The organism is Rothia halotolerans (assembly GCF_004136635.1).
GTDB lineage: Bacteria > Actinomycetota > Actinomycetes > Actinomycetales > Micrococcaceae > Rothia > Rothia halotolerans.
Genome location: NZ_NOIU01000002.1, coordinates 553,705 through 579,319, shown reverse-complemented (window position 1 = coordinate 579,319; position 25,615 = coordinate 553,705). Strand labels below are relative to the sequence as shown.

Here is a 25,615-nt window from a genome sequence, read left to right as displayed (position 1 = left end):
GCCCAGCCGGCCAGAAGCGCCGCATCAGTCCTGCGTCTTCCGCTCCGCCGCGATCCCGCCGGATAGAGTGGGGCGCATGAGCCCCCGCGAGCAGCGCCCCGTGATCGCCTTCCTCGGCGCGTGCCTGCTCTGGGGCGCGATCGGCCTCGGCCTGCTGTTCGCCGCTGCCGCCGTCTGGCTGTTGGTCCAGGGGGAGCAGCCCTCCTGGGTCCTCCTGGCCGTCGTCGTGATCGCGGGGGCGGGCGGCTACGGGCTCATCCGCCTCAGCCGCGTGCCGCTCGGCGACGCGATGAACACCTGGTCGTAATGCTCGAGGGAGCAGTGAGCAGCGCCTCGGCGTTCGCGGCCGGCGCGTGACGGATGAACGCGAGCCGGGTTCCACGCTGAGGGTTCGCGACGCCGCGTCAGCCCCTCTCGCGGAAGAAGCCGAGGCCCGGACGGCGTCGGCCGTCAGTCGACCGGAGAGACCCGGACGAGGTTGCCGTCGGGGTCGGCGATCACGAACGTGCGCCCGAAGACGTCGTCGTGGATGTCTTCGACCATCGTGTGCCCCTGGGCCTTCCACCTGGCGTAGAGCTCGTCGATCGCCTCGGCCGAACCCGGCACCATCAGCCCGAGCTCGGACAGCCGCGGGATCTGCGGTGCGACGGCCTCCCCGTGGCGGCTCCACAACGCGAACAGCACTCCCTCGGCGCTCTCGAAGGCGACGTAGGCGGGGGAGACGAAGACCGGCTCGATCTCGAACAGCTCCGAGTAGAACCGCGTCGAACGCTCCGCGTCGGTCACGTAGATCAGAAGGCGCACCATCCTGCGTGACATCCAGGCGCTGGTCGATGCCGATGTCCCCGTCGTCGCCGAGCGCGGGCGCTACGGCGGCGTGGTCCTGCTGCCCGGCGCGGAGGTGGACGTGGGCCGGCTGACCGGGAACGAGGCGGAGGTGCTCGAGCTGATCGGCGTGGACCTCACCCGGGCCGAGCAGCTCGGGATCGAGGCCGCCGCGCGCACGGCCGCTCAGAAGCTCGCCAGTCGCAGGCCCTGGCCGGTCAGGGACGCCGCCGGCCTTCTCCCGCTGCACGACGTCGTGGCGATCGACAACAGCGGATGGTTCGCCCCGGAGGGCTCCACCGACGTGGCCGCTCTCATCCGAGATGTCCGGCGCGGGAAGAGATTGCGGATCGCCTACCGGGCCAGCGGAGAGCCCGCCTCGCGTGAGCGCGAGGTCGACCCGTACGGCGTGTTCTCCCGCGGGGGCCGTTGGTATCTCATCGCGGACGTCGAGGGGGAGCCTCGGATGTTCGCCTTTGCCAGGCTCGGATCCTGGTCCGTGCTCGATGAGGACCGGCGGGTGCGCGCCGGGCTGAGCCTCGATGAGGTCGCGGCGCGCCTCGTCTCAGACCTGGAAGAGCGGCACAGCATCCGGGTGACCGCCCTGCTGGACGCGAAGGCCGAGGACATGGCCCGCCGCATCCTGGGCAGCCGCCTGCTCTCGGTGGAGCCGGCCGGATCCCCGGAGTCGGTGCGGATCACGGTCGGCTACGACCAGCTCGACGCCGTGCGTCAGCTCCTCCAGTTCGCCGAGAAGATCGAGGTCACGGAGCCGCCCGAGGCGCGTGCCCTGATCGTCGGCCTCGCCGGTGCCCTCGCTTCCCGTCATTGCGAGGCGAACAGCAGATAGCTGCATGCGCTGAGGCAGGAGTCGAAGAATCGGGGGAGCCCATGGCCCGCCGGGCTGGCCCCACCATCCAGAAAGCGCGGTCCGCTCCCGTCGAACGTCGATGACCGCCGACCGGAGGCACGCAGGGAGATGACCAAGTTAATGATGATTCTCATTTACGATAAGAGCTGTTCATGACCCATCGACCGCGAGGCTCATCCGGCCTCGCGGGGTCCACCTCGGACGGTGAGCCGGTCTCATCCGCATGTTCCGCTGATCGGCGGCGCCCTGCGGTCGCCTCGGTGGGCGTCCCCTCACAATCAGGAGCACCATGTCTTTCTCATCGTTCTACGACAGCACCGTCGAATACCCTCGCGACCTCGTCGGATATGGGGAAGCGGGGTATGACCCCCCGCTGGCCCGGCGGAGCCCGCATCGCCGTGCAGTTCGTCCTGAACTACGAGGAGGGCGAGGAGAACCACGTCCTGCACGGGGACCCCACGGCGGAGAGGTTCCTCCCCGAGATGTTCAACCCCCACCCCTACGCGGCCCGGCACATGTCGATGGACGGCGTCTACGAGTACGGGGCGCGCCAGGGGGTGTGGCGCGTCCTGCGGGAGTTCGACCGCTTCGGGCTGCCGCTCACCGTCTTCGGCGTCGCCACGGCCCTGCAGCGCAACCCCTCGGTGGCGGAGGCCTTCGCGGAGCGCGGGTACGACGTCGTCGGCCACGGGCTGAAGTGGATCAACTACCAGGACGTGCCCGAGGACGTGGAGCGCGAGCACCTGGAACGCGCCATCGAGATCATCGAGGAGACGACCGGCAAGCCGCCGCTGGGCTGGTACACCGGCCGCGACTCCCCGAACACGCGCCGGCTCGTGGTGGACGACGGGCGGCTGGCGTACGACTCGGACTACTACGGCGACGACCTGCCGTTCTGGATGGCGGTCCGGACCTCGTCGGGGGAGCGGCGGCCGCACCTGGTCATCCCGTACACCCTGGACTGCAACGACATGCGCTTCGGCCTCCCCCAGGGGTACAGCGACGCCGAGCCCTTCTACCGGTACCTCCGGGACCAGTTCGACACGCTCTACGAGGAGGGCGACCCGGCGGGTCTGGCCAGGCCGAAGATGATGAGCATCGGGCTGCACTGCCGCATGGTCGGGCGCCCGGGGCGGATCACCGCGCTGCGTCGCTTCCTCGAGCACATCACCGCCCGGGAGGGGGTGTGGGTGACGACGCGCGGCGCGATCGCCGAGCACTGGCTCGAGCACCACCCCCGCCCGGAGGTCTGAGGGCCCACCGCCGGGAGGTGCTCAGCGCCGGACCCCGTCGTGCTCGCTCTCGACCTCCCCGCCCTCGAGCCGGATGACCCGGTCCGCCTGCGCGGCCTGCTCCGCCTCGTGCGTGGCGATCACGACGGTGACCCCCTCCTCCCGCTGCCGGCGGATGGCGGCTGCGATGAGCGCCGCTGCCTCTTCGTCGACGGCGGCGAGGGGCTCGTCGAGCAGCAGCAGCTCGGCCTGCTGGGCCAGCCCCTGGGCGACCAGGGTGCGCTGGCGCTGCCCTCCCGAGAGGCTCCCCAGCTGCCTGCCGGCCAGGTCCGAGATGCCCAGCTCCTCCAGCGCCTGCTCGACGACGTCCCGGTCCCGGTGCGTCAGCCTGCCCACCGCGCCGCGCTCCCGCCATCTCCCCATCTCGACCGTCCGGCGGACCGTCAGGGGGAGCCGATCCGAGACGGAGCTGCGCTGGACGACGAACGAGATGTTCCGCGGGCGCCCCTCGATCCTGCCCGATGAGACCTCCTTAGTCCCGGCCAGGGCGGAGAGCAGGGTCGACTTGCCGGACCCGTTGGAGCCGATCACCGCCGTCGTCCTGCCGGCGGGGATCTCGAGGGAGAGCGAGGTGAGCGCCCGGTTCTGGCCGTAGCGGCAGCTGAGGTCGATGAGACGCAGTGAAGTGTCCATAGCACCATGATAATGAGTATCGTTATCGGATGGAGTTCTTCATCGCCCCCTTCGAGGTTTCCTTCGTCCTGCGCGCCCTCATCGCCGGCGCCCTGGCCGCGGTGCTCTGCGCCTGCGTCGGCACCTGGGTCGTGCTGCGCGGCCTGGCCTTCTTCGGGGACGCCATGTCCCACGGGATGCTGCCCGGCGTCGCCATAGCATCCCTGCTGGGTGGCAACCTCATGGTCGGGGCCGCGGTCAGCGCGTTAGTGATGTCGGCGGGGGTGGTGTGGACCTCCCGGGAGGCGAAGCTCTCCCAGGACGTCAGCATCGGCCTGCAGTTCATCGGGATGCTGGCGCTCGGCGTCGTCATCGTCTCGCATTCGAACACCTTCGCCGTGGACCTCACCGGCTTCCTCTTCGGCGACGTCCTGGGTGTGCAACGCCAGGACGTGCTGATCATCGGGGTGGCCGCCCTGGCCACCGTGCTCGCCTGCTGGGGCCTGCACCGGCCCTTCATGGCGCTGGCCTTCGATGAGCAGAAGGCCACCACGCTGGGCCTCAGGCCCCGGTGGGCGCACCTGGCCATGCTCGCCCTGACGGCCCTGGCCACGGTGGCCTCCTTCCAGATCGTGGGCACCCTGCTGGTCTTCGGCCTGCTGATCGGCCCTCCGGCGACGGGGCTGCTGCTGTTCCGCGACCCGCGATCCATCATGCTCGGCGCCGCGATCCTGGGGGTGCTGCAGGTCTACGCGGGCCTCCTGGTCAGCTGGTACGCCCAGACGGCCGCAGGGGCGACCATCGCGCTGCTGAGCGCCGCCACGTTCTTCGCCGCCCTGTTGGTCAAGCGCATCGCGCATCGAGTACGCTACGTTAAAGCAAACGAGAATCATTCGCACTAGAAAGCACTTATGAGTCACACACGTAGTTCACTGCTGTTCGGCGGCCTGCTCGTCCTCTCGCTCGGGATGTCCGCGTGCGGGGCGGGGGAGCCCGCCTCGGAATCGGAGACGGGGGAGGAGGCGAGCTCGAGCAGCACCCCGCACGGATACGTCGAGGGCGCCGAGGAGGCCAGCGAGCCCCAGCTGCGCCTGGCCGTCCAGGACGGGGAGAGCGGCGGGCTGAAGATCCTCGACCTGCTGACGGAGGAGACCGTCGCCGAGGAGGAGGGGAGCCCGCAGGCGCACCTCAGCGCGGCGGACAACCGGTACCTCTTCGAGACCGATGCCGAGGACGGGAAGGCCCGGGTCTTCGACAGCGGGGTGTGGACGGTCGACCACGGAGACCACTACCACTACTACCGCTCGGACGCCTCCGAGGTGGGAGAGGTCTCGGGTGAGAAGCCCGGTCACGTCGTCTCCAACGACTCCTCCGTGGCGTTCTTCTTCGACGGGGACGGTTCGGCGAAGGTGTACGACCGGAAGGCCATGGAGGACGGCGAGCTCGAGGAGACCGGGACCGTCGCCTCGGGCGCCCATCACGGCGTCGCCGCTCCGCTGAACGACCACCTGATCTCCACCACCCCGCAGGACGACTCCTCCGAGCTGCCGAACGAGCTCGCCCTCTACGACGAGTCCGGCAGCCCGGCCGACCTGACGGGGCAGGCCGACTGCGAGCAGATCCACGGGGCCGGCGCGACGCGCGACGCCGCCGCCTTCGCCTGTGACGACGGCGTGATCACCGTGGACGAGGACTTCAACGCCGAGCTGCGGCCCTATCCGGAGGAGGCCTCCGGCCGGGCCTGGTCGCTCTCCACGGGCAAGAAGCTGATGGCGGCGCCTCTGGAGGATTCCGGCCTGGGCGTCCTGGACCCCTCCACCGGCGAGTGGGTCTACGCCTCCACCGACGCGGAGATCATCACGGCCGGGGTGTCCCCGGACGACAAGACGGTGCTCGCGCTGGACGCCGACGGCGTCGGCTACTCGATCGACCCCGCCACCGGCGAGGTGCTGACCAGCCGGAAGCTCGTCGACGTCCCGGAGGACGCGGACGAGGAGTCCTCGCCCGGTCCCACCGTGGCGGTGGACAGGGAGCGGGCCTACGTCTCCGATCCCGCCGGCGGACGCGTCCTGGAGATCGACGTCGCGGACGGCCTGCGGGAGGCGCGCAGCCTCGACGTGGGCGGTGCGCCCTCGAGCATCGCGGTGACGGGCCGATGAGCGCTCGGCCCGGGAGGCCGCTCGGCGCCGTCGCGGCGGCCGTGACGCTGTGCCTCACCGCGCTCTTCGCGATCAGCGGCTGCTCCTCCGCTCAGGAGCGCCCCAGCATCGTGGTCACCACCAACATCCTCGGCGACGTCGTCCAGCATCTGGTGGGCGACCACGCCGACGTCCACGTCCTGATGAAGCCGAACGCCGACCCGCACTCGTTCGGCGTCTCGGCGCAGGAGGCCGGGTACATGGAGGAGGCCGACCTGATCGTGGCCAACGGGCTGGGCCTCGAGGAGGGGCTCGCCTCCAACCTCGACAACGCCCGGGACCAGGACGTCCCCGTCCTGGAGGTCGGGGACCACGTGGACCCCCTGGAGTACTCCTCCGGGGCGTCGTCCGGGACCGCGGATCCGCACTTCTGGACCGACCCGGGGCGCATGCTCCAGGCCGTGGACGTCATCGAGGAGCGCCTCGACGAGGAGCTCGACGACGAGGAGATGGACGGGGTGCGCGAGTCCGCCTCGGAGTACCGGGGCGAGCTGGAGCAGCTCGACGCGGAGGTCTCCGAGAAGCTGTCCGCGATCCCGGTGGAGCAGCGCAAGCTGGTCACCAACCACCACGTCTTCGGCTATCTGGCGGATCGCTTCGACTACGACGTCGTCGGCGCGATCATCCCGAGCGGGACCACCCTGGCGGCTCCCTCCGCCTCCGATCTCCAGGACCTCGCCGAGACCATCCGGGAGAACGACGTCCCGGCCATCTTCGTGGACTCCTCCCAGCCTCAGAAGCTGGCCGACGTGCTCGCGGACGAGGCGGGGGTCGACGTGCAGGTCATCTCCCTGTACTCGGAATCGCTGACGGAGCCCGAAGAGGAGGCGGGGAGCTACATCGCCATGCAGGAGGTCAACGCCGATCGCATCGCCGCCGGGCTGACCGGCGCTCCCGCCGCATAGAGACCCGGTCCCAGGACCATCACTCCGCGGAGCCCGCGGGCTCCGCACTCGCACTATGAAAGGCACATCATGATCGCACTTAGGAAAAGGCTGATGATCGGCGCCTCGCTGGTCACGGCATCCGCGCTGCTGGCAGGATGCTCGGGAGCCGACGAGGCGAGCGACAGCTCAGCCGCACCGAGCCAGGAAGGCTCCTCCTCGGCCGCCGGCCAGGAGCAGGAGGCCAGCGAAGTCGACTCCGCGCAGCCTCGCCTGGTCACCACCTACGACGGCGGCATCCTCACGCTGGACGCCAACACGTTGGAGGTGGTCGGGGAGACGTCCCTGGAAGGATTCAATCGGGTCAACCCGGCCGGTGACGGGCGGCACGCCCTGGTCTCGACCTCGGAGGGCTTCCAGCTCTTCGACGCCGGAGTCTGGACCGAGCCGCACGGGGACCACACGCACAGCTACGCCGGCGACCCCGAGCTGACCGACACGGTGTACGAGGCCGACAAGCCGGGCCACGTGGTGAGGCACGACGGCAAGACGGTGCTCTTCAGCGACGGCGACGGCAAGATCCAGGTCTTCGACTCCGAGTCGTTCCTCGACGGAGCGCCGGAGCCGACCGTCAAGGAGGCCGAGGAGCCCCACCACGGCGTGGCGGTGGAGCTCCCGGAGGGCCAGCTCCTCCACACCCTGGGGGACGAGGAGGAGCGCGAGGGCGCCGTGGTGGTCGATGCGCAGGGCGACGAGGTGGCGCGCAGCGAGGAATGCCCGGGCGTGCACGGCGAGGCTGCGGCCCAGGGCGAGGCCATCGCGCTGGGCTGCGAGGACGGGATCCTGGTCTACAAGGACGGGAGCTTCACGAAGGTCGACGCCCCGGACTCCTACGGGCGGGTCGGCAACCAGGCCGGCTCCGAGCAGTCCCCGGTGATCCTCGGCGACTACAAGGTCGACGAGGACGCCGAGCTGGAGCGCCCCGAGCGGGTCAGCCTGACGAACACGCAGACCGGCGAGCTGAAGCTGGTGGACCTGGGCACCTCCTACAGCTTCAAGTCCCTGGGCCGCGGACCGGAGGGGCAGGCCCTGGTCCTCGGCACTGACGGGAAGCTGCACGTGATCGACCCGGAGTCCGGCGAGGTCACCGACTCCTACCCCGTGGTCGAGGCCTGGGAGGAGCCGGAGGAATGGCAGGAGGCTCGCCCCTCCCTCTACGTCGAGGGGGACCGGGCCTACGTGACCGAACCCTCGGGCCAGGAGGTCCACGTGGTGGACCTGACCAGCGGCGAGGTCGTCAAGAGCGCGGAGGTCCCGCACGCGACCAATGAGATCACCGGCGTCACCGGCTAGCTGAGTCCGGCGCTCCGGCCCAGGGCGGATCCGCGGGAGGCTTCGACGGCTCCCGCGGATCCGCTTCTGCGGGCGGTCAGTCCGCGAACTCGATTCCGCGCTCTTCCATCGCCTCAGGGAGGATCCGAACCGCCTCGGACAACGCAGGCTGCTCACGTGCTGGGAGTGGGGGCGAGGCCGCGGTCATTCGACGAGGTCGGCGAGCCGGTCGATGGATGCGCGGAGGTTCTCGGCCCGCGTCGCACGTGCTCTCGGCAGCCGTGCCTCGTCGCGCAGATCGGTCCAGTCGTAGGTGTGGGTGACCCGCGTCGCGTCGCCCTCGGGCGTGAGCTCCCAGCGCCACAGGTGCCCGGGCGGGGCCTCCTCGAGCGGGGAGGGCTTCCACGCGATGAGCTTCCCCTCCTCGAACTCCACCACGTGGTTCATACGTGTCGCGCCGGTGGTGAGCGTCATGGAGAACGTGTCGCCGACCTTCCTCACGCGCTGGCCGCCGGCGGCCTGGGTGAGGTTGTCATTGCCGTCCCACTCGGGCTGCCGGGAGGGGTCTGCGATCGCCGCGAAGATCGCCTCTGGCTGTGCGTGCACCAATCTGCTGGCCGTGACCACACGCGAATTATGAGTGTCCATCCTCACATCCTAAGCCGCCGTCGCCCCCGGGACTCCGCGGCCTCGCCGGAACTCCGCCGCGAGGCTCAGACCTGCGACCGTGCAGAGGCTTCGGGGACGGGAACGCCTTAGCCTCCGGGCTCTTCCTGGTTTGCCCTTGCAGCCCACTGGCGTCCGGCGTCCGCCCGCCACGGCGGTTCCACCTGCTTACGTCCCGTCCGCCAGCGTCTGCACCGATTTCGCGAGGCCTCGTGCGAAGGACTCAGCCACCTCGGGATCGAGCCGGTCCAAAGACAGGTACGGGTTGAGGTCCTCGAGCTCCACCAGCAGCAGGTCGCCTTTCCGAGTGCGGCATGCATCCACCCTCTGGATGCCGTGGTCGATGCTGTTCCACTCGATGAACGCCCGTGCGAAGGCGAGGTCCTCCGCGCTGGCCTGATACGGCTGCAGCTCCCACCTGCGGGCCGGATCCGGTGCGTTCAGGGCGTAGTGGAAGTCGTGATCGATGAAGTAGAAGGAGACCTCGTAGAGGAAGTCGATGCGCGGCTGGATGAGCAGCTCGTCCCCTTCGAGCGTGGCGAGTTCATCGTGCATGAGGAAGCGCAGGCCCACGGAGTCCGCACCCAGCTTGGGCTTCACGACGTACTCCTCCACAGGAGGCAGCCGATCCAGGTCGCCGAGCGAACCCACCGTCGGAGTGACAGGGTAGCCCTGGTCGAAGAGATCCAGGAGGTACTGCTTGCCCGCCATGTCGGCCTTGCCGCTCAGCTCGGTGAGCACCTTGGCTCCGGTGGCTCTCGCATGGCGTACGAACGCGGCGTAGTCCTCGGAGTAGTGGATGACCGGGCCGCTGTTGCGGACCAGCACCACGTCGAAATCGTCCATCAGCGCGACGGCGTCCTGCGGGTGGCACAGGGCGATGTCGAAGCTGTCCCGCAGCCGGGACGAGAGGAAGATGTCCTCGTCGCAGTAGCGCCGTCCGCGAGCGCTGTAGGCCAGGTCGGTCATATAGAGCACCCGCGTCCGTCGTTCAAGCATGGGTCCCAGCGTATCAACGGCTGCCGGCGCCCAGATGAGATGACCTGCAGTGCCGAGGGCCGTCTACCGCTCCCGATGGACGCGCCCCAGCCACTCGTCGAACGTCTCGGTGCCGTGGAGCGCCCCGGGCCCCGGGAGGAGGGAACCGTCGCGCTGGGCGCGGCCGAACGCGCCGCGCAGACCGACCGGGATCACGAAGCGCCCGGCGCCGCTCGCGCGGGCGTATCGGCGCGCCATGTCCACGAGGGACTCCTCCCGCGGCCCGCCGAAGTCCTCCGCCCGGCCCTCCGGCCCGGCCTCGGCGAGGTCGACGAGGCGGGCGCCGACCTCCCGCACGGCGACCGGCCGGGTGCGCATCCTCGGGATGAAGTGCAGCGGCCCGCGCGTGCCCGCACGCCACATCTGCGCGGCGAACTCGTGGAACTGCGTCGTGCGGGCGATCGTGAACGGGATGCCGCTGGCCTCGACGGCACGCTCCTGGGCGAGCTTGCCGGCGTACAGCGGGTAGTCGCCCGCGCTCTCGCAGTTCACGATCGACAGCACGACGAGGTGCGGCGGCTTCGCCGATCTGGTTCCTCGTGGCGGCCATGCTCGTGCTCGGGATCCCGCAGGGGCTCAACAACCTCGCGATCCAGAACACCCTCTACCACCAGCCCGAGGCCGAGCGGATCGCCTCATCGGCCGGGTTGCTGCGGATCTTCATGTACCTCGGCGCGATCGTGGCATCCGTGGTGTACGGCAACGTGTACGGGGCCAGGGCCACCGACGGGGGGCTGCACGTGCTCGGTTGGGTGGTCATCGGCGTCTCGGTCCTGTTCTTCCTGATCACCGCCTTCGACCGGAGCCTGAGGGGCATCGGCAGGCAGGATGAGGGAACGCCGGCGCAGTCCCAGGGCGGCGAGGCCGGGGGCAGCCAGTAGCTGCCGGGGCGGCGCGGACCGTGGCCGGGGGAGCCCTGCTGGTAATTTTGTCCCCATGAACGCGATCGTGACCGGTCCCGACGGACTCTCCCGCTGCGCGTGGGTCGGCGAGGACCAGGAGTACCGCCGCTACCACGACGAGGAGTGGGGCTTCCCGCTGCACGGCGACCGCGCGCTGTTCGAGAAGATGTCGCTGGAGGGCTTCCAGGCCGGCCTGTCCTGGATCACGATCCTGCGCAAGCGCCCGCGCTTCCGCGAGGCCTTCGAGGGCTTCGAGCCGGCGCGGGTCGCCGCCTTCGGGGAGGACGACGTCGAGCGGCTGATGGCCGACGCCGGCATCGTCCGCAACCGCGCGAAGATCGAGGCCGCCGTCTCCAACGCCGCGCTGGTGCGGGACATGGCCGAGGGAGAGCTCGACGAGCTGATGTGGTCCTTCGCGCCCACCGGCCCGGCAGCGGAGCGCGCCCGCCCCGCCGCGATGGCGGAGGTCCCGGCCGTGACCCCGGAGTCGACGGCGATGAGCAAGGCGCTGCGCAGGCGCGGCTTCCGCTTCGTCGGGCCCACCACGATGTACGCGCTGATGCAGTCCGCGGGCATGGTCGACGACCATCTGGCCGGGTGCTGGCGGGTGACCGCACCCCGCGGCTGACCCGACGACGGGCCGGCTCGGTGCCACGCCGCATCGCGGAGTGCATCGAGCCGGCCCGTCGTCCGCTCTGAGCGGGGGTCGTCAGTGCTCGTCGTAGTGATCGCCGTGGACGGCGTGGCGGTGGCCGTCATGAAGGTAGTCCACGTGGTCGCCGTGCTCGACCGACTCGTGGCCGCAGTCCGAACCGTGCTCGTGCTCGGCCGTGGTGTGCTCCGCCGGCGCGTCGTGCTCGTCGTAGTGATCCTCGTGGAGCGCGTGGCGGTGGCCCTCGTGCAGGTAGTCGACGTGGTCGCCGTGCTCCACGGCCTCGTGGCCGCAGGCGGGGCCGTGCTCGTGCTCGGCGGGGGTGTGCTCTGCTCGGTCGTGCGTCTCAGTCATGATGGTTCCTTCTCTCCTCATCCGCTCCCCGGGGTCCCGGGGGAGGTTCGTTCACGTGCACCAGCGCATCGGCGACCACGTGCGCGACGTGGTCATCGGTCAGGGCGTAGGTGACGGCCTTGCCCTGCCGCATCGAGCTCACCAGCCCCGCCTGACGCAGCGTCTTCAGGTGCTGGGAGACGAGCGGCTGCGACATTCCCGTCGCCTCGGTGAGCGCGCCGACGCTCATCGCCTCGTCGCCGAGCAGCCGGACCAGCCAGAGCCGGGACTCGTGGCCGAGGACCTTGAACAGCTCGGCGGCTCGCTCCAATCCCTCTTCCTTGTGCACACGTCCATCGAACCATATACATAAACACATTGCAATATGTTGATCTATGTGAGAACCGCTCTCATCCGGCGGTCCGGGCGGCCCAGGGGTGCGGGCCGGCCGTCAGCGGACCGGCGCCCGCTCAGGCCGGCGGCACCGCGCCTGCTCCGGATCGCCCGTTCCGCGCGCCGTCGCGGGCAGGGCGGAACAGCAGCCAGAACGACGTCGTCCCGATGCGCTCGAGACGCAGGCCCGCCTCCGCCGCCTCCCGCCTCACGGTGCGAGGCGACGGGTGGTGGTAGGTGTGCTCGGTGGTGTCCTCGACGAGGACGCGTTCCCCGTCCAGCGTGAGATAGGACATGCGCCAGCGCATCTCCTCCTCGCCCGCCGGCCACGCCTCGGCGATCCCGCGATAGCGGAGCCGCCCGACCTGCGCGGCGGTGAACTCATAGGGCTCCACCCTGACCGGGGAGGCCGGCTCCTGGAGGTCGAAGAGCGCCGCCCCTCCTGCGGGCAGGCGCGCGGCGAGCTCGGCGAAGACCGCGGCCCGCTCACCCGGGTCGAAGTGCCCCAGGACCCCCAACAGGATCGCCCCGCCGACGCGGCGGGGCAGCGGCGCCGAGAAGAAGTCCTCCGGGCGGACGGTGATCCGCGGGAACCACTCCGGGTGGGCCGCCACTCGCGCGAGGGCCAGCGCGCGCATGGTGCGGCTGGGCTCCAGGGCCAGGACCTCGGAGTCCGGCATCTGCGTGAGGATCCATTCGCTTCCGGCTCCCGAACCCGCCCCGATGTCGAGGATCGGGCCGACGTCGGGGCGCAGCCGGGGACGGAGGGCGCTCAGGGCGTCGGCCTGGGCTGGGCAATAGGCGGCGGCGAACAGGTCGTAGGCGCCGGCTGCGGCCGCATAACCGTCTCCGTGGCCGGGTATGAAGGTCGCGCCGTCACGGTCGAGGTCCCTGAGATCCATGTCTACAGCGTATCTTCTTGAGAAGGATTCTCATACGCACTTCGCGGGTCTTCCTCGTCGTGGTCGCCCAGGGGGTGCAAACGGAGGGCCATGGGGAAGGGGAAGAAGCCGGAGCCCCATCGAACCGTCTCGCTGGTCCCGCCTCATGGCCCTGACCGCCGACTGGAGAAGAGGCAGGGACGACGACGCCCCCGCACCGTCATCGGCGCGGGGGCGTGGTCATCGTCCTAGGCGACGCCCCGGCCCCTGGGGGACCGGAGACGTCTAAGGGTTATATCTGACCCCTGGCAGATATCGATGGGGGCCACAACTGCCAGAGGCAGGCCGGTCCCTCACCGACAACCCCAAGCTTAGGAGCCACGGTCCCAGCGGACAAAACGGGCGGGTCGCATGCCCTGCGGAGCTCAGTCGAAGCGACGGTAGAACCAGCACGGATGATAGGTCTTCGGGGAGTACACGGGCGCCTCGGAACCGGGAAGCGTGATCGGCTCGTGAGGTTTGCCCACGTGGTAGCCGGCGTGGAGATAGGAGAGGGCCTCCCTGGACGCGCAGGTGCCGAAGAGCATGGAGGCGTTGATCCCGTGCTGGACGAGGTAGCGGTGGATGAGGTTCAGTCCCACCATGCCCAGGCCGGTGCCGTACCAGTTCAGGTCGACCGCGACCGTCAGATACAGGCCGGGAGCCTCGGCGGCGGTGCGGGGCTCGGTGGCGAGGACGGCGGCGAGCAGCGCACCGCTCCGCGAATATGCCGCGATGCCGTGGGTCCGCGGGGTGAGCTCCCAGTCCGCGGAGCGCGGTACGGCCCGCTGCACGAGGGCCTTGATCGCCGGGGCATCCTGGCGTTGGACGCCCCGCCAGGTGATGCCCTTGGCGGTGTGGGAGTTGTGGTAGCGCGCGCAGTCCTGTTTGACTGCCGCGGGAGTGGCGACGTGGGCCAAGCGGTTCCTTCCATCGGGCGCAGCCGGCCCGGGAATACCTCAGCCGACTGCGCTTGCGCATAGTCGTGCTGTGGCCCCACCACGATGCTACTCGGTCCTGCGCTCCCGGCCTAACGGGTGGGTCCCGAAGGGCGTCGTCGGCATGAGGCCGCCCGTGAGGACTGCGGCCTTCGAGACCCCGCCCGCCGCCGGGCGCGCCGTTACGCGGCGATGAGCTTGTCCTTCAGGTTCGCCACGGTCTCGTCGTCGAGTTCCAGGCCCTCGCTGAGGTACCCGTCGACGTCGCCGTACTCGGACTCCATCGTGTCGAGGCCGCTCTGCAGGAAGCTCTCCTGCACCCCCAGCAGCACGCCGAACGCCTCGGCGGCCTGCTCGCCCTCGGCATCGCCGACCTGCTGGGTGGTGGCCTCGATGCGCTGCTGGGAGTAGTCGTTCGTGGCGAGATAGTTCTCGACGACGTCCTCCTCGTCCACGCCGGCGGCGAGCTGCAGGACCGCAGCCGTCCACCCGGCGCGGTCCTTGCCCGCCGTGCAGTGGAAGACCACCGGTCCCTCGGCCTGCGCGATCGTCGTGAGCACCTGGCCGAAGCGTTCGCGCATGCCCTCGTCCGTCACGAAGTCGTGGTTGAGGTCCTCGAGCGTTCGAGCGGCCTCATCGGGCGTCCCGACCGCGAAATCCGCGTTCGGGTTCGCCCCGGTGACGCCGCCGCTGAGGATGTCGACGTTGACGTACTCGGCTCCGTCGGGCACGCGATCGGGGTGTTCCTCGATCTCCTCCGGCGTGCGGAGATCGATCACCGTCGAGATGCCGAGGCCCTCGAGGGTCGCGAGATCCTCGTCGTTCACCTCGAGGGCGTTGGAGCGGTAGACGGACTCCGGACGGAGCGTGCCCCCGTCGGCGGCGTACGCGGTGTCGACGCCGGCGAGGTCCCGGAAGTTGTCAGCGGTCGAGAGCCTCGGGGCGTCGAGGACGGGCGCCTGCGTCCGGACCGCGCTCTGATCGGAGACGGTCGCCGCCGTCTCGGAGCTCTGAGACTGGCAGCCGGTCGCGAGGAGCCCGGCGGCGATGATGACGACGCCGGCGCGGCGGAGGACGGCGGGAGGGACGACGGAAGAGCGGGTCATGAAGCACCTCGAGAGACGGGCGAGTGGGACCCTTACACCGTGGCGAGGCGGGATGACCGGCAGGTTGCCCGAGGGAGCGGGCGAGGTGAACGATCGGCGACGCCTTCGGACGACGCCGCGGCCGCGGCGTCGTGGCGGTGCCGTCCCCTCATCAGGAGAGCCGTCGCCAGGGCGGCACAGACAGCCGCGGGAGCCCGGCGTAGAGTCGGGGAGGAAGCGCCGCGCACGGACACGGGGGATTCACGATGATGGACGTCTTCCACGGCCAGGGATGGCTGCAGATCTCGGAGCTGCTGCTGGCCTTCGCGCTCAGCAGCTTCATCGGCATGGAGCGGCACCTGCGGGGGAAGAAGGCGGGGCTGCGCACCCAGGCCATCGTGGGGACGGCGTCGGCGCTGTTCATGCTCATCAGCAAGTACGGCTTCGACTCGGTCCTCGGCGAGAGCATCACCGTGGACCCGTCGCGGGTGGCCGCGCAGGTGGTCTCCGGCGTCGGCTTCCTGGGGGCGGGGCTGATCCTGACGCACCGCGGCACCGTGAGGGGGCTGACCACGGCGGCGTCGGTGTGGGAGACCTCGGCGATCGGGATGGCGGCCGGCGCCGGGCTCTGGCTGCTGGCCCTGGTGGTCACGGTCCTGCACTTCGCCGTGGCCTACGGGTTCACGCCCATCTCGCGGCATCTGCCGGGCGGGCTCGTCGCCCACGAGACGATCGTGGTGACCTACCCGGACGGCCACGGCACCCTGCGCGAGATCCTGCACGCCATCACCACCGCCGGCTGGGCGATCCGCGAGAGCTCGCCCCACCGCTTCCACGAGGGCACCGTGGGAGTCGAGCTGGAGATCTCCGGCGGCAAGGACCTCAGCGACCTCCTCGCGCGGCTCAGCGGCATCGAGTCCGTCATCACCGTCAGCGTCTCGGACGAGACGGTCGACGACTCCTGAGGGGGAGCTCCGCTCAGTGTCGGGCGGCTCAGGGCCGCGCGTGCGTCATGAGGGTGCGAAGGCCGCGGGCAGGGGAGGAGCATCGGGACAGGGTCCGGTGCGGTGGCTACGGCGCCGACGCCGCTGCTGGGCGGCTACGGCGTCGGAGCCGAGGGGATGGTGCCGACGCCGCTGCGCGCGGGACGGTCAGCGCTGCGCGGCGTTCTCGCCTCTCACGCGCTGACCGCCGGTGCCGAGTCAGGCGCCGCAGGCCTGCTCGGCCGTCCTGAACACCGCCCACGCCTTGGGTCAGCCGGCGTAGAACGCCGCGGGGGTGAGGCCCTCGGCCATCTCCTCCCGCCTGCAGTTGCGGATCACTTGCCCGAGTAGACGGGGAAAGCGCTGGATTCGCCGTAGTCCCGCTCGTCGAGGTTCCGCAGCATCTCCATGTCCTCCTCGGTGATCTCGAAATCGACCTCGGCGTTGGAGCGCATGTGCTCCGGGTTCGCGGTCTTCGGCAGCGAGACCGCGCCCACCTGCAGGGTGTAGCGGATGCACAGCTGCGGCACGCTCGCGTCGTACTTCCGCGCGATCGCCGCGACGGTCTCGTTGTTCAGGATCTCTCCGTGGGCGATCGGCGAGTAGGCCTCCACCAGGATGTCCTTGGACGTGCAGTAGGAGATCAGCTCACTCGGGGTGTTCCCGGCGTGTACGAGGATCTGGTTCACGTGCGGGACCACCGTGCCGTGGGTCAGGATGTTATCCAGGTCCTCCCGCAGGAAGTTCGACACCCCGATGGCACGGATCTTCCCAGCCTGATGGGCTTCCTCCATGGCTCGCCACGCGGCGAGGTTGCCCTCGGCGTAGTCCCCGCCGCGGAAGTCGTCCCAGGGCTGCGGGGCGTGGATGAGCATCAGGTCGATGTAGCCGATGTTCAGCTTCGCCAGCGACTCGTCGATAGCGGCGACCGCGGTCTCGTAGTCCTTGATCTCCGCGGCGAGCTTCGTGGAGACGAACAGCTCCTCGCGCGGGACCCCGGAGGTGCGGATGCCCTCGCCGACGCCACGCTCGTTGCCGTAGGCCTGCGCGGTGTCGATGTTGCGGTAGCCGATCTCCACGGCGTCGCGGACCGCCTGGGCGGCGTCGGCGTCGTCGACGAACCAGGTGCCCAGGCCCAGCTTCGGGATCGTGAGGTCGTTGGACAGGGTGTAGGTCTCGTTCAGGATGCTCATGCTTCACTTCCGTTCTTCGGCAGCTCGCCGTACACCTCGTCGGTGACGGGCTCGAGCCATTCGTTGCTGACGTCCTCGCCCGGGGTGATGAAGGCCAGGTGGGAGAACCAGGAGTCGGCCTTCGCCCCGTGCCAGTGCTTGGTCCCGGCCGGGACGCGGATCACCGATCCCGGCTCGAGGTTGACGGGATCCTCGCCCTCGACCTGGTACCAGCCGGAGCCGGCGGTGCACAGCAGGATCTGGTCGCCGCCGCCGTTCTCACCGTGGTGGATGTGCCAGTTGTTCCGGCGGCCCGGCTCGAAGGAGACGTTGCTGACCGGCACGCTCCCGCCGGTCAGCGGGGCGAGGTAGCTCTGGCCGATGAAGTACTGGGCGAAGGCGTCGTTGGGGTCCCCGGTGGGGAAGATCTGATCGAATCCGGTGTCGTTCATAGGGTGTCTCCTTCAGTCGTCCTGTTCGTCGTCGATCGTGCGGCCCAGCCAGATGCCTCGTGATGACGAGACGGTGCGCACGTATGTGGAAGCGGCGTTCTCCCGCCATCGTCTCCGGGGCGGGCCAGCGGGGACAGGGGAGGGAATCATCCGGGGATGCGGACCTCTCACCCGAGAGGCGGACAGGGGCCTCATCCCGGGCTCCCGGATCGGATCGCCGCGGGCTGCTCCTCCTCCCTCCCGGCCGCCCAGGAGGCGAGGAAGCGCAGCGCCTCGTGCGTGGGGCTGCCCGGCGGGGCGGTCCAGACGACGAGCTGCTGCTCGGCGTCGTGGGCCTCGACGAGGGTGTCCCAGTCGAGCACCAGCTCGCCGGCCGTTTGAGGAACGTGCCGAGCTCGTTCATCTTCGTATCACCAGCCATGCTGACATTCTGCCTCTCTCCCCGCCTGCGGTGGGAGGGAGGAAAACATCCCTGGATGCTTCTCTCCGCAGCCGGGGATGCGGAGGACCTCCGCGATCTCGGGCAGGATCCCGGCGACGATGAACTCGGTGGTCCCCATGAGGAACACCCCCGCAGCGGATGGAGGAGTCAGAGTTGATAGGGGCACCCCCAGCACCCCCCTCGGCTCGTGGCCGATCGGCCCGGCTCATCCTCCCGAGGCCACCGAGCCGGCGGGGACCGGTGCGATCCGGCCGTCGAAGACGGTGACGAGCTCGTCGAGGGCGTCCCGGTGCACGAGATCGTGGGTCACGAGTAGCGTCGCGGTATCGCGTTCGTGGGTGAGGGGGGCGATGAGCCGCATGATCTCCGCCCCGCGCTCCTGGTCGAGGGCGCTGGTGGGCTCGTCGACCAGCAGAACGCCGGGCTCGTGGACCAGGCCGTGGGCGATGGCGATGCGCTGGCGCTTGCCGCCGGAGAGCTGCTGCGGGCGCTTGTCGGCCTGCGCGGTGAGGGCTGGCAGCAGGTTCGACTGCTGGAAGACGATGCCGATGCGCTCGCGCCGCAGCGCGGTGCCCTCCTCCTCCGGCAGGTGCGCGGCGTCGACAGCATCCGGCCCGTCGCCGATGAGCACGCCTCCGGAGCTGGGGCGGGTCAGGGTGGCGGCGAGGCTGCGGCTCGTGGCCGAGGGCGCCTCGAACGGCCTGATCGCCCAGCGGCTGTACATCAGCCACGCCACCGTGAAGTCCCACCTCGTGCATATCTACACCAAGCTCGGCGTCTCCTCGCGCACCGCCGCCGTCGCGGCGACCCGGGAAGCGGGCGTATTGCGGTAGCGCTGCCGCGGACTCGCGTCGCTATCGTGGGGACATGAGCGATGTCTGACCCTCGAAGAACTCCTGTCACTCGAGCATGCCGGCTGGCGCTCGCTCTGTGATTCCGTTGACGGCACCTTCTACGGGCGGCTGATGACGCCAGAGGCGGTGTTCATCTTGGTCGACGGCACGGTGATGACCCGTGATGAGATCGCCGGCTCCCTAGACGGCATGCTGGCCTGGGAGTCGTACGAGATCGGCGATGCGGGCCTCGCCGAACCGTTCGTGGCCCTCATGTCCAGCACGTATCGTCGTATCGACGGAGAACCCCGGCTGGCGCTCTACCAGCAGACGACGGTCACGCACTGAGCCCCCTACAAGGCAATACCCGGGGGGGGGGAGGCCCGCACCCCGGCCGGGCGTCGCGAACAGCCCGCCTCCGCGACGGTTGGAGAGCCTGCATGCCGAAGATGCCTGAACCGCGCTGATCCAGCCCTGGTGAACGCCGCGGCCGGAAGGTCACTTCTTCCGGCCGCGGCCTTTCTGTTTCCCGAGGGCCTGGAGCGCAGAAGCCCCTCGGTCGGTCCTGCGGCGGATCACGACGACGTGCGCCGCAGATGGAGCACCGGCCATGCTCCCGGACTCAGGCATCGTGCGTGCAGCGGATTTCCACGAGAGGGAAGACGTCCCGCGATGTGACGCCACGCGCTCAATAGATTACCCGTAACACAACTTTTTAGAGGATGCAGCGGCAGAAGATGTGCACGCCAGACTCTCTGAGTGTCACATCAACAATAAGGAAACCCCTATACGTGCCGTAACCCTCATTCTGACTATTATCGTCGTCGTCGCCATATGGTTTATCAGTATGGGGATTCTGATCCGCCAGAATCGACAGCTTCGGCAGGAGCTGAGACGGCTCCGGGACGAGCGGGACTCGCACCGCCATCCACCCGACGCCGCGTCGTGAGGCGCCGTCCCCGGCTAGGGGCTCCCTGCCCCCCTGATGCCCGCCACTTCGTGAGCCGAGCCTCGACGGGGACGAGGATGCGGCGGGGTCGGGTGAACCCGTCAGCCCCCCCGCCTCGTCGAACCGGCCGAGTCAGGGCCGTGGGAAACCAGTGCGGATCCCGGCCTCCCGATCCTTCGGGAGAACCGGGGCCCGCCTCTGCGCTTCTATTTGCGGGCGTCGGAGTGCGCAATGCCGACAGGAGCGACTGCAATCTCGTCCACCCCCCCGTCGGAGTTCCCCTTTCCCTTTCCCCTATTCCATCGGCGTCACCGTCTTCCCCCGACTCCCTTCTTTCGGCGCCGGGGAGCCGTGGCGGCGGTATTCTCCTTACCCGCCGGGGCGGAGAACGGAGTGGTCGTGAAGGGCTGAGAACCCGTATCTGAGCAGCGCTATCCTTTGGATATTTCACCGCATCCTCGATGAGGAGAGGATCGACGAGAAAACGGGTCGTCCGCCATATGGAGCGTCGATCCGCTAACCCATGGGGTAGATATACGTCTGAGAATTCCGCGCCTCAGGTTTCCGGAGCGGTGAAGACCCAGAGAGGGTGGACGCCTCCGGTCGGGTAGGGTGATCCGTATCACGATCAGTCATAGATCGTGACGCACGCCCCACCGGAGGCGAGGCTCCGTCGGGCGGCCGCCTGGTCGAAGGACGAAGGAGCGAGCCATGAAGGCCCTGGTATACGAAGGCCCCGGCAAGAAGGACTGGAAAGAGGTGCCGGACCCGCGGATCCAGCAGCCCACCGACGTGATCGTGCGGATGGAGGCCACCACCATCTGCGGCACCGACCTCCACATCCTGAAGGGGGACGTCCCGGCGGTCACCCCCGGACGGATCCTCGGGCACGAGGGGATCGGCGTCGTCACCGAGGTCGGGGACGGCGTGGCGGGGCTCGAGGAGGGGGATCGGGTGATCCTCGCCTGCGTGAGCTCCTGCGGACGCTGCAGCTACTGCAAGCAGGGGCTGAACAGCCACTGCCTCGCCGAGGAGGGGGCCTCCGGCATCGGCTGGATCTTCGGCCACCTCATCGACGGCACGCAGGCCGAGTACGTGCGGGTGCCCTTCGCAGAGAACTCCGTCTACAAGGTCCCGGAGGGCGTGACGGACGCGGAGGGCATCCTCCTCTCCGACATCCTGCCCACCGGGTTCGAGATCGGAGTGCGGAAGGGGCGGACCAAGCCGGGCGACGTCGTCGCCGTCATCGGGGCAGGGCCCGTCGGGCTCGCCGCCGTGATGACCTCGCGGCTGTACGGTCCCTCCAAGGTGATCGCCGTCGACCTCGACGACAACCGCCTGGCCCGGGCCGAGGAGTTCGGCGCGACCGACACCGTGAACTCCGGCGAGGACGACTGGCAGGAGCAGGTGAGGGCGCTGACGGACGGGCTCGGGGTCGACGTCGCGATGGAGGCGGTCGGCATCCCGGCCACCTTCACCGCGGCGACCGAGATCGTCCGCCCCGGCGGGACGGTCGCCAACATGGGTGTGCACGGCAAGCCCGTCGAGCTGGCGATCAACGACCTGTGGATCTCCGACATCGCGATCACCATGGGCCTGGTCAGCGCGAGCACCCTGCCGATGCTGCTGAAGCTGGTGGCCGGGAAGAAGCTGCCGGCCGACCGGTTCGTCACCCACGAGTTCCCGTTCGAGCGGATCCTGGACGCCTACGAGGTCTTCGGCAACGCGGCCGAGGAGAACGCGCTGAAGGTCCTGATCCGGTGAGCCTGTGATCCACTGAGCTGACGCAGGCTCCGCCCGCGGTTCGCCTCCTGCGGATCGCGAGGACCGGGCGACGACGTCGGGCGTGAGACCCCGCCTCGCCGCTCCGGTCCCGGGCCTCAGATCTGGCCGATGGCCTCGCGCTTCTCGCTCTGGAAGGCGTCCTCGACGCGCCCGTGGGCCCAGTAGGCCGAGAGGGAGAGCTGGGAGCGGTCGAGGCCGCGGGTGTCGGTGAAGTAGGGGCGCAGCAGCTTCATCGCACCCCGCTCCCCGTGGGCGAAGACCCGCACGCCGTCGCCGCGCCACTCGACGGCTTGCACGGCGTCGATCAGCAGGGAGCTGGTGCCCGGCTCCTGGCCGTCGCGGTGCAGCCAGCGCACCTCCACACCCTCGGGGGCGTCGATCTCGAGGTGGTCGGCCTCGCCGTCGACCTCGAGCAGCGCCACGCCCACGGCGTCGCGGTCCATCTGCTCCAGGGCGGAGGAGATCGCGGGGACCGCGGACTCGTCGCCGGCCAGCAGGTGCCACCGGGCCTCGGGGTCCGGGGCGTAGCCGCCGCCGATCCCGCCGAGGACCACCGGGTCGCCCGGCCGGGCGGAGTCCGCCCACGGGCCGGCGACGCCCTCCTCGCCGTGGACCACGAAGTCGATCCACAGCTGCCGCCGCTCCATGTCGAAGCGGCGGATCGTGTAGGTGCGCATCGCGGGCATCAGCTCGGGCGCGAGCTCCTCGCGCAGCGCGGCCATGTCGTAGGGCGGCGTCAGGTCGGTCTCCGGGTGGGGGAAGAGCATCTTGGTGTAGGCGTCCGTGAACCCGTTGTCCTCCACCGCGGAGAACCCGGGGCCGCCGGCGACGATGCGGACCAGGTGCGGGGTCAGCTGGATGCGCTCCAGGACCTCCAGGACGATCTGGGGGCGCTGGGCGCGCCGTGCGCGGGGCTGAGGGGCGGTCATCGGCTTCCTTTCCACACTGCGGGAGTCGCCCGGACGGGCCGCCCCGCCGACGGGGCTCCGCGGCGGGGACGCGCTGGACGACCTAGATCGACTCTACTGGCGCGAGCCGCCGGGGGAAGGGGCCGTCTGCCATCTGGACCGGGTCCGGCCCGGGCCGCCGCTCCTCGAAGCGGGGCCAGGCGGCTGTCTTCGCGGCGATCCCGGCATCCCGCCGCGGGATCTCCGGCCCTGCCGTGGCGTTCCCCACGTCCGCGCTTCTCCGCGAAGTTCCCGCACCTTCTGCGGCGGCTGCCTTCGCGGCGGCCGGGCCTCGCTGCCTGCTTCAGGCCGGTCGGCTCAGACAGGCCGGCTCAGGAAGCCGGCGTGGCCGCGGTCCCGGCGGGCGACGTCGTCGGCCGTCTCCACGAGAATCCGGCGCATCGCCTCCGCCGCGCGGGTCGGCCGGACGTCGGAGCGGTGGATCAGGCTGATGGTCCGGCGCAGGGCCGGATCGGTCAGCCGGATCGAGCGCAGCCCGGGGCGGTCCAGCAGCACCATCGCCGGCACCACGGCGACGCCGAGCCCCCGCTCGACGCAGCGCAGCACGGCGTCCATCTCCGGCCCCTCGAGCACCACGCGCGGGGTCAGCCCCGCCGCCCGGAACGCCGCCTCGGTCTCGGCGCGCAGGTCGTAGCTCTCGTGGAAGACGATCTGCGGCAGCCGGGCCAGCTCGGCCAGGGTGATCGCCGGCCCGTCCCCGACCGGCGGCAGCGCGGCCGAGGAGACGACGACGAGCTCCTCCGCCAGCAGCGGCGCACGCGTCAGGCTCGTGCTCGCCCCCGTGCGCCCGGCCGGCACGGTCACCAGCGCCAGGTCCAGCGCACCCTGGGAGAGCTCGGCCAGGAGGTCCCGGGAGCCACGCTCGGTGAGGTGCAGCTCGATGCCCGGATGCGTCTCGTGGAAGGCGGCGATCGCCTCCACGGCCAGGCTCACGCACAGCGTCGGCGTCGCCCCCAGGCGCACGCGGCCGCGCTGCAGGCCCGCCAGCTCGGCCATCTCGCGGCGCACCGTCTCGGCGTCGGCGAGCATGCGCCGGGCGAGCGGCAGCAGGGCCTCGCCGGCCGCGGTCAGCGAGATGTGGCCGCGGGCCCGGTGGAAGAGCTCGGCGCCGAGGTCGTGCTCGAGGGTCGCGACCTGCCGGCTCAGGGAGGGCTGGGCCAGGTGCAGGCGCTCGGCGGCGCGGGTGAAGTGGCCGGTCTGCGCCACCTCGAGGAATCCGCGCAGCTGCTCCAGGTTCATCGTCATAGCAACAGTGTATGGAAACGACTCAGATAATTCATTGGAGTAATCACCCGGGCCTCCCTACGGTGATCCCTATGACTACTCAGAGCACCCCAGAACGTCAGATCTCCACGACCGTCCTGGTCATCGGCACCGGCGGATCCGGCCTGCGCGCCGCGATCGAGGTGGCCGAGCAGGGCGTGGACGTGCTGGCCATCGGCAAGCGCCCCCGGCACGACGCCCACACCTCGCTGGCCGCCGGCGGCATCAACGCGGCGCTGGGCACCATGGACGAGGCGGACAGCTGGCAGCAGCACGCCGCGGACACGATCAGGGAGAGCTACCTGCTGGCCAATCCGCGCACCGTGGAGATCGTGGCCCGCGGCGCCCAGGAGGGCATCGAGGACCTCGAGCGCTACGGCATGGGCTTCGCCCGCGAGGAGGATGGCAGGATCTCGCAGCGGTTCTTCGGCGCCCACACCTACCGGCGCACCGCCTTCGCCGGCGACTACACCGGCCTGGAGATCCAGCGCACGCTCGTGCGCCGCGCCGAGCAGCTGAAGGTCCCGGTCCTGGACACCGTCTACATCACCCGGCTGCTGGTGCGCGACGGCGTCGTCTTCGGCGCCTACGGATTCGACCTCGTCGACGGCACCCGGTACCTGATCCGAGCCGACGCCGTGATCCTCGCCGCCGGCGGCCACAACCGCATCTGGCGCCGCACCTCCTCCCGGCGCGACGAGAACACCGGCGACTCCTTCCGCCTCGCGGTGGAGGCGGGCGGCCGGCTGCGCGACCCCGAGCTGGTGCAGTTCCACCCCTCGGGCATCCTCGAGCCCGAGAACGCCGCCGGCACCCTCGTCTCGGAGGCGGCGCGCGGCGAGGGCGGGATCCTGCGCAACGCGCTGGGCGAGCGGTTCATGGACCGCTACGATCCCGAGCGCCGCGAGCTCTCCACCCGGGACCGCGTCGCGCTGGCCGCCTACACCGAGATCAAGGAGGGACGCGGGACGGAGAACGGCGGGGTCTGGCTCGACGTCTCCCACCTGCCCCGCGAGACGATCATGAACCGGCTGCCGCGGGTCTACCAGACGCTGCTGGAGCTGCAGATGCTGGACATCACCGCGTCCCCGATCGAGATCGCGCCGACCGCCCACTACTCCATGGGCGGGGTGTGGGTGGACCCGGAGGACCACAGCACCGACGTCGCCGGCCTGTACGCCATCGGGGAGGCCGCGAGCGGGCTGCACGGGGCCAACCGGCTCGGCGGCAACTCGCTCATCGAGCTGCTGGTCTTCGGGCGCATCGTGGGCCGGGCAGCCGTGCGCCACTCGGAGGGGTTGGAGGCGCAGATCCGCTCTGCCGACGCCGTGGACGCCGCCTGCCGGGAGATCGAGGACCTGCTGGCCGCCGACGGCACCGAGAACGTGCGCGCGCTGCAGCGGGCCCTGCGGGACACCATGACCGAGCACGCCGGGGTGGTCAGGGACGAGGAGGGGCTGCTGGCCGGGCTCGAGGAGCTGCGCCGGATCGAGGAGCGCATGGACGACGTCGGGATCCACCCGGACATCGCCGGCTTCCAGGGCCTGGCCCACGCCTTCGACCTGAAGTCCTCGGTCCTGGCCGCCCGGGCCACCCTCGAGGCGGCGCTGGAGCGGCGTGAGACCCGCGGCTGCCACAACCGCAGCGACTACCCCGAGCTGGACCCGGCACTGCAGGTCAACCTGGTGTGGTCGCCCTCGGAAGGCGTGACCCGCGAGGCGATCCCAGCGGTCTCCGAGGAGATCGCCGGGCTGATGCGGGAGGTCTCCACGGAGGGGAAGCTCGTGGAGTAGCGGTGAGCGGGCGGCACGCCCGCAGCCGGAGAGC

28 protein-coding genes and 2 pseudogenes are annotated in these 25,615 nt (G+C 70.2%); 14 read left to right on the top strand and 16 right to left on the bottom strand.

The features are described from left to right. Positions 1 to 76: 76 nt before the first annotated feature. Complete coding sequence (locus EWV39_RS07625; protein WP_129658321.1) at positions 77 to 307, top strand: hypothetical protein; 231 nt, start codon at positions 77 to 79, stop codon at positions 305 to 307. Positions 308 to 450: 143 nt separating this feature from the next. Here EWV39_RS07625 and EWV39_RS07620 read toward each other — a convergent pair whose 3' ends face one another. Next, a complete protein-coding gene (locus EWV39_RS07620; RefSeq protein WP_129658319.1) occupies positions 451 to 807 on the bottom strand; it encodes a VOC family protein in 357 nt (118 codons plus the stop codon). Between the two features lie 70 nt (positions 808 to 877). Here EWV39_RS07620 and EWV39_RS07615 point away from each other — a divergent pair, with 70 nt between their 5' ends. After that, complete coding sequence (locus tag EWV39_RS07615; RefSeq protein WP_165313214.1) at positions 878 to 1,675, top strand: helix-turn-helix transcriptional regulator; 798 nt, start codon at positions 878 to 880, stop codon at positions 1,673 to 1,675. Positions 1,676 to 2,058: 383 nt separating this feature from the next. Continuing rightward, on the top strand, positions 2,059 to 2,949 hold the full coding sequence (gene puuE, locus EWV39_RS07610; protein ID WP_202864907.1) for an allantoinase PuuE: 891 nt from the start codon (positions 2,059 to 2,061) through the stop codon (positions 2,947 to 2,949). Positions 2,950 to 2,970: 21 nt separating this feature from the next. Here puuE and aztA read toward each other — a convergent pair whose 3' ends face one another. After that, positions 2,971 to 3,621 (bottom strand): zinc ABC transporter ATP-binding protein AztA, encoded by a 651-nt coding sequence (gene aztA, locus EWV39_RS07605; protein ID WP_129658315.1) that lies wholly within the window; start codon positions 3,619 to 3,621, stop codon positions 2,971 to 2,973. Positions 3,622 to 3,650: 29 nt separating this feature from the next. Between aztA and aztB the strand changes: the two genes are divergently transcribed. The 4 genes from aztB (at position 3,651) to aztD (ending at position 8,035) form a co-directional block, all read left to right on the top strand. Further along, on the top strand, positions 3,651 to 4,502 hold the full coding sequence (aztB, locus tag EWV39_RS07600; RefSeq protein ID WP_129658313.1) for a zinc ABC transporter permease AztB: 852 nt from the start codon (positions 3,651 to 3,653) through the stop codon (positions 4,500 to 4,502). Between the two features lie 9 nt (positions 4,503 to 4,511). Beyond that, positions 4,512 to 5,759 carry a YncE family protein gene (locus EWV39_RS07595; protein WP_129658310.1) on the top strand — a complete coding sequence of 416 codons (1,248 nt, stop codon included), beginning with the start codon at positions 4,512 to 4,514 and terminating at the stop codon, positions 5,757 to 5,759. Continuing rightward, positions 5,756 to 6,703, top strand: a complete 948-nt coding sequence (aztC, locus tag EWV39_RS07590; protein ID WP_129658309.1) for a zinc ABC transporter substrate-binding protein AztC — start codon at positions 5,756 to 5,758, stop codon at positions 6,701 to 6,703. Before EWV39_RS07595 ends, aztC begins: the two co-directional genes overlap by 4 nt. A gap of 93 nt (positions 6,704 to 6,796) precedes the next feature. Continuing rightward, complete coding sequence (aztD, locus tag EWV39_RS07585; RefSeq protein WP_238148174.1) at positions 6,797 to 8,035, top strand: zinc metallochaperone AztD; 1,239 nt, start codon at positions 6,797 to 6,799, stop codon at positions 8,033 to 8,035. A 183-nt stretch (positions 8,036 to 8,218) separates the two neighbouring features. Here the strand turns inward: aztD and EWV39_RS07580 are convergent, their stop codons facing one another. The 3 genes from EWV39_RS07580 to EWV39_RS07570 form a co-directional block, all read right to left on the bottom strand. After that, positions 8,219 to 8,662, bottom strand: coding sequence for an SRPBCC family protein (locus tag EWV39_RS07580; RefSeq protein ID WP_129658305.1), 444 nt, complete (start codon positions 8,660 to 8,662; stop codon positions 8,219 to 8,221). A gap of 186 nt (positions 8,663 to 8,848) precedes the next feature. Next, positions 8,849 to 9,679, bottom strand: coding sequence for an ATP-grasp domain-containing protein (locus EWV39_RS07575; protein ID WP_129658303.1), 831 nt, complete (start codon positions 9,677 to 9,679; stop codon positions 8,849 to 8,851). A 63-nt stretch (positions 9,680 to 9,742) separates the two neighbouring features. Beyond that, positions 9,743 to 10,210, bottom strand: a complete 468-nt coding sequence (locus tag EWV39_RS07570) for an SDR family oxidoreductase (RefSeq protein WP_129658301.1) — start codon at positions 10,208 to 10,210, stop codon at positions 9,743 to 9,745. Between the two features lie 47 nt (positions 10,211 to 10,257). Between EWV39_RS07570 and EWV39_RS07565 the strand changes: the two genes are divergently transcribed. Both EWV39_RS07565 and EWV39_RS07560 read left to right on the top strand, forming a co-directional pair. After that, complete coding sequence (locus tag EWV39_RS07565) at positions 10,258 to 10,599, top strand: hypothetical protein (protein WP_238148172.1); 342 nt, start codon at positions 10,258 to 10,260, stop codon at positions 10,597 to 10,599. A gap of 55 nt (positions 10,600 to 10,654) precedes the next feature. Continuing rightward, the gene (locus EWV39_RS07560) at positions 10,655 to 11,248 is read left to right on the top strand and encodes a DNA-3-methyladenine glycosylase I (protein ID WP_129658299.1); all 594 of its coding nucleotides are present in this window, start codon (positions 10,655 to 10,657) and stop codon (positions 11,246 to 11,248) included. An 81-nt stretch (positions 11,249 to 11,329) separates the two neighbouring features. Here EWV39_RS07560 and EWV39_RS07555 read toward each other — a convergent pair whose 3' ends face one another. The 5 genes from EWV39_RS07555 to EWV39_RS07535 form a co-directional block, all read right to left on the bottom strand. Continuing rightward, positions 11,330 to 11,626 carry a hypothetical protein gene (locus EWV39_RS07555; RefSeq protein ID WP_129658298.1) on the bottom strand — a complete coding sequence of 99 codons (297 nt, stop codon included), beginning with the start codon at positions 11,624 to 11,626 and terminating at the stop codon, positions 11,330 to 11,332. Then, complete coding sequence (locus EWV39_RS07550) at positions 11,619 to 11,936, bottom strand: ArsR/SmtB family transcription factor (protein ID WP_337589940.1); 318 nt, start codon at positions 11,934 to 11,936, stop codon at positions 11,619 to 11,621. Before EWV39_RS07550 ends, EWV39_RS07555 begins: the two co-directional genes overlap by 8 nt. A gap of 139 nt (positions 11,937 to 12,075) precedes the next feature. Next, entirely contained in the window at positions 12,076 to 12,900 is an 825-nt protein-coding gene (locus EWV39_RS07545) for a class I SAM-dependent methyltransferase (RefSeq protein WP_129658295.1), read from the bottom strand. 404 nt (positions 12,901 to 13,304) lie between these two features. Continuing rightward, positions 13,305 to 13,838 (bottom strand): hypothetical protein, encoded by a 534-nt coding sequence (locus tag EWV39_RS07540; RefSeq protein ID WP_129658293.1) that lies wholly within the window; start codon positions 13,836 to 13,838, stop codon positions 13,305 to 13,307. Between the two features lie 200 nt (positions 13,839 to 14,038). Beyond that, positions 14,039 to 14,962 carry a tyrosine-protein phosphatase gene (locus tag EWV39_RS07535; protein WP_129658291.1) on the bottom strand — a complete coding sequence of 308 codons (924 nt, stop codon included), beginning with the start codon at positions 14,960 to 14,962 and terminating at the stop codon, positions 14,039 to 14,041. A 245-nt stretch (positions 14,963 to 15,207) separates the two neighbouring features. Here EWV39_RS07535 and EWV39_RS07530 point away from each other — a divergent pair, with 245 nt between their 5' ends. Continuing rightward, a complete protein-coding gene (locus EWV39_RS07530) occupies positions 15,208 to 15,906 on the top strand; it encodes an MgtC/SapB family protein (protein ID WP_238148170.1) in 699 nt (232 codons plus the stop codon). 353 nt (positions 15,907 to 16,259) lie between these two features. Here the strand turns inward: EWV39_RS07530 and EWV39_RS07525 are convergent, their stop codons facing one another. From EWV39_RS07525 to EWV39_RS14225, 4 genes and pseudogenes are all read right to left on the bottom strand, one after another. After that, on the bottom strand, positions 16,260 to 17,117 hold the full coding sequence (locus EWV39_RS07525) for an aldo/keto reductase (protein ID WP_129658289.1): 858 nt from the start codon (positions 17,115 to 17,117) through the stop codon (positions 16,260 to 16,262). Next, a complete protein-coding gene (locus EWV39_RS07520; RefSeq protein ID WP_129658287.1) occupies positions 17,114 to 17,548 on the bottom strand; it encodes a cupin domain-containing protein in 435 nt (144 codons plus the stop codon). Before EWV39_RS07520 ends, EWV39_RS07525 begins: the two co-directional genes overlap by 4 nt. A 191-nt stretch (positions 17,549 to 17,739) precedes the next feature. Continuing rightward, positions 17,740 to 17,916: pseudogene (locus EWV39_RS07515) on the bottom strand (hypothetical protein); the annotation flags it as partial. Between the two features lie 279 nt (positions 17,917 to 18,195). Beyond that, positions 18,196 to 18,678, bottom strand: a pseudogene (locus EWV39_RS14225) (ATP-binding cassette domain-containing protein); the annotation flags it as partial. On the opposite strand from EWV39_RS14225, the gene EWV39_RS14110 reads away from it, so the two are divergent. The 3 genes from EWV39_RS14110 (at position 18,614) to EWV39_RS07500 (ending at position 21,536) form a co-directional block, all read left to right on the top strand. After that, complete coding sequence (locus tag EWV39_RS14110) at positions 18,614 to 18,823, top strand: response regulator transcription factor (RefSeq protein ID WP_420329950.1); 210 nt, start codon at positions 18,614 to 18,616, stop codon at positions 18,821 to 18,823. The pseudogene EWV39_RS14225 and the gene EWV39_RS14110 sit on opposite strands and share 65 nt — an antisense overlap. Positions 18,824 to 18,970: 147 nt before the next feature. Next, entirely contained in the window at positions 18,971 to 19,171 is a 201-nt protein-coding gene (locus tag EWV39_RS07505) for a hypothetical protein (RefSeq protein ID WP_238148168.1), read from the top strand. A 1,312-nt stretch (positions 19,172 to 20,483) separates the two neighbouring features. After that, complete coding sequence (locus tag EWV39_RS07500) at positions 20,484 to 21,536, top strand: zinc-dependent alcohol dehydrogenase family protein (RefSeq protein WP_129658281.1); 1,053 nt, start codon at positions 20,484 to 20,486, stop codon at positions 21,534 to 21,536. A 116-nt stretch (positions 21,537 to 21,652) separates the two neighbouring features. Here the strand turns inward: EWV39_RS07500 and EWV39_RS07495 are convergent, their stop codons facing one another. Continuing rightward, positions 21,653 to 22,486 (bottom strand): siderophore-interacting protein, encoded by an 834-nt coding sequence (locus tag EWV39_RS07495; RefSeq protein ID WP_129658279.1) that lies wholly within the window; start codon positions 22,484 to 22,486, stop codon positions 21,653 to 21,655. 336 nt (positions 22,487 to 22,822) lie between these two features. Further along, positions 22,823 to 23,764 carry a LysR family transcriptional regulator gene (locus tag EWV39_RS07490; RefSeq protein ID WP_129659201.1) on the bottom strand — a complete coding sequence of 314 codons (942 nt, stop codon included), beginning with the start codon at positions 23,762 to 23,764 and terminating at the stop codon, positions 22,823 to 22,825. 77 nt (positions 23,765 to 23,841) lie between these two features. On the opposite strand from EWV39_RS07490, the gene EWV39_RS07485 reads away from it, so the two are divergent. After that, complete coding sequence (locus tag EWV39_RS07485; RefSeq protein ID WP_129658277.1) at positions 23,842 to 25,581, top strand: L-aspartate oxidase; 1,740 nt, start codon at positions 23,842 to 23,844, stop codon at positions 25,579 to 25,581. The last annotated feature ends 34 nt before the right edge of the window (positions 25,582 to 25,615 follow it).

Coding starts and splice junctions, on each gene's coding strand:
- EWV39_RS07625 (WP_129658321.1), top strand. CDS start 77: ATGAGCCCCCGCGAGCAGCGCCCCGTGATCGCCTTCCTCGGCGCGTGC.
- EWV39_RS07620 (WP_129658319.1), bottom strand. CDS start 807: ATGGTGCGCCTTCTGATCTACGTGACCGACGCGGAGCGTTCGACGCGG.
- puuE (WP_202864907.1), top strand. CDS start 2,059: ATGACCCCCCGCTGGCCCGGCGGAGCCCGCATCGCCGTGCAGTTCGTC.
- aztA (WP_129658315.1), bottom strand. CDS start 3,621: ATGGACACTTCACTGCGTCTCATCGACCTCAGCTGCCGCTACGGCCAG.
- aztB (WP_129658313.1), top strand. CDS start 3,651: ATGGAGTTCTTCATCGCCCCCTTCGAGGTTTCCTTCGTCCTGCGCGCC.
- EWV39_RS07595 (WP_129658310.1), top strand. CDS start 4,512: ATGAGTCACACACGTAGTTCACTGCTGTTCGGCGGCCTGCTCGTCCTC.
- aztC (WP_129658309.1), top strand. CDS start 5,756: ATGAGCGCTCGGCCCGGGAGGCCGCTCGGCGCCGTCGCGGCGGCCGTG.
- aztD (WP_238148174.1), top strand. CDS start 6,797: ATGATCGGCGCCTCGCTGGTCACGGCATCCGCGCTGCTGGCAGGATGC.
- EWV39_RS07580 (WP_129658305.1), bottom strand. CDS start 8,662: ATGGACACTCATAATTCGCGTGTGGTCACGGCCAGCAGATTGGTGCAC.
- EWV39_RS07575 (WP_129658303.1), bottom strand. CDS start 9,679: ATGCTTGAACGACGGACGCGGGTGCTCTATATGACCGACCTGGCCTAC.
- EWV39_RS07560 (WP_129658299.1), top strand. CDS start 10,655: ATGAACGCGATCGTGACCGGTCCCGACGGACTCTCCCGCTGCGCGTGG.
- EWV39_RS07555 (WP_129658298.1), bottom strand. CDS start 11,626: ATGACTGAGACGCACGACCGAGCAGAGCACACCCCCGCCGAGCACGAG.
- EWV39_RS07545 (WP_129658295.1), bottom strand. CDS start 12,900: ATGGATCTCAGGGACCTCGACCGTGACGGCGCGACCTTCATACCCGGC.
- EWV39_RS07535 (WP_129658291.1), bottom strand. CDS start 14,962: ATGACCCGCTCTTCCGTCGTCCCTCCCGCCGTCCTCCGCCGCGCCGGC.
- EWV39_RS07530 (WP_238148170.1), top strand. CDS start 15,208: ATGATGGACGTCTTCCACGGCCAGGGATGGCTGCAGATCTCGGAGCTG.
- EWV39_RS07525 (WP_129658289.1), bottom strand. CDS start 17,117: ATGAGCATCCTGAACGAGACCTACACCCTGTCCAACGACCTCACGATC.
- EWV39_RS07520 (WP_129658287.1), bottom strand. CDS start 17,548: ATGAACGACACCGGATTCGATCAGATCTTCCCCACCGGGGACCCCAAC.
- EWV39_RS14110 (WP_420329950.1), top strand. CDS start 18,614: ATGAGCACGCCTCCGGAGCTGGGGCGGGTCAGGGTGGCGGCGAGGCTG.
- EWV39_RS07500 (WP_129658281.1), top strand. CDS start 20,484: ATGAAGGCCCTGGTATACGAAGGCCCCGGCAAGAAGGACTGGAAAGAG.
- EWV39_RS07495 (WP_129658279.1), bottom strand. CDS start 22,486: ATGACCGCCCCTCAGCCCCGCGCACGGCGCGCCCAGCGCCCCCAGATC.
- EWV39_RS07490 (WP_129659201.1), bottom strand. CDS start 23,764: ATGAACCTGGAGCAGCTGCGCGGATTCCTCGAGGTGGCGCAGACCGGC.
- EWV39_RS07485 (WP_129658277.1), top strand. CDS start 23,842: ATGACTACTCAGAGCACCCCAGAACGTCAGATCTCCACGACCGTCCTG.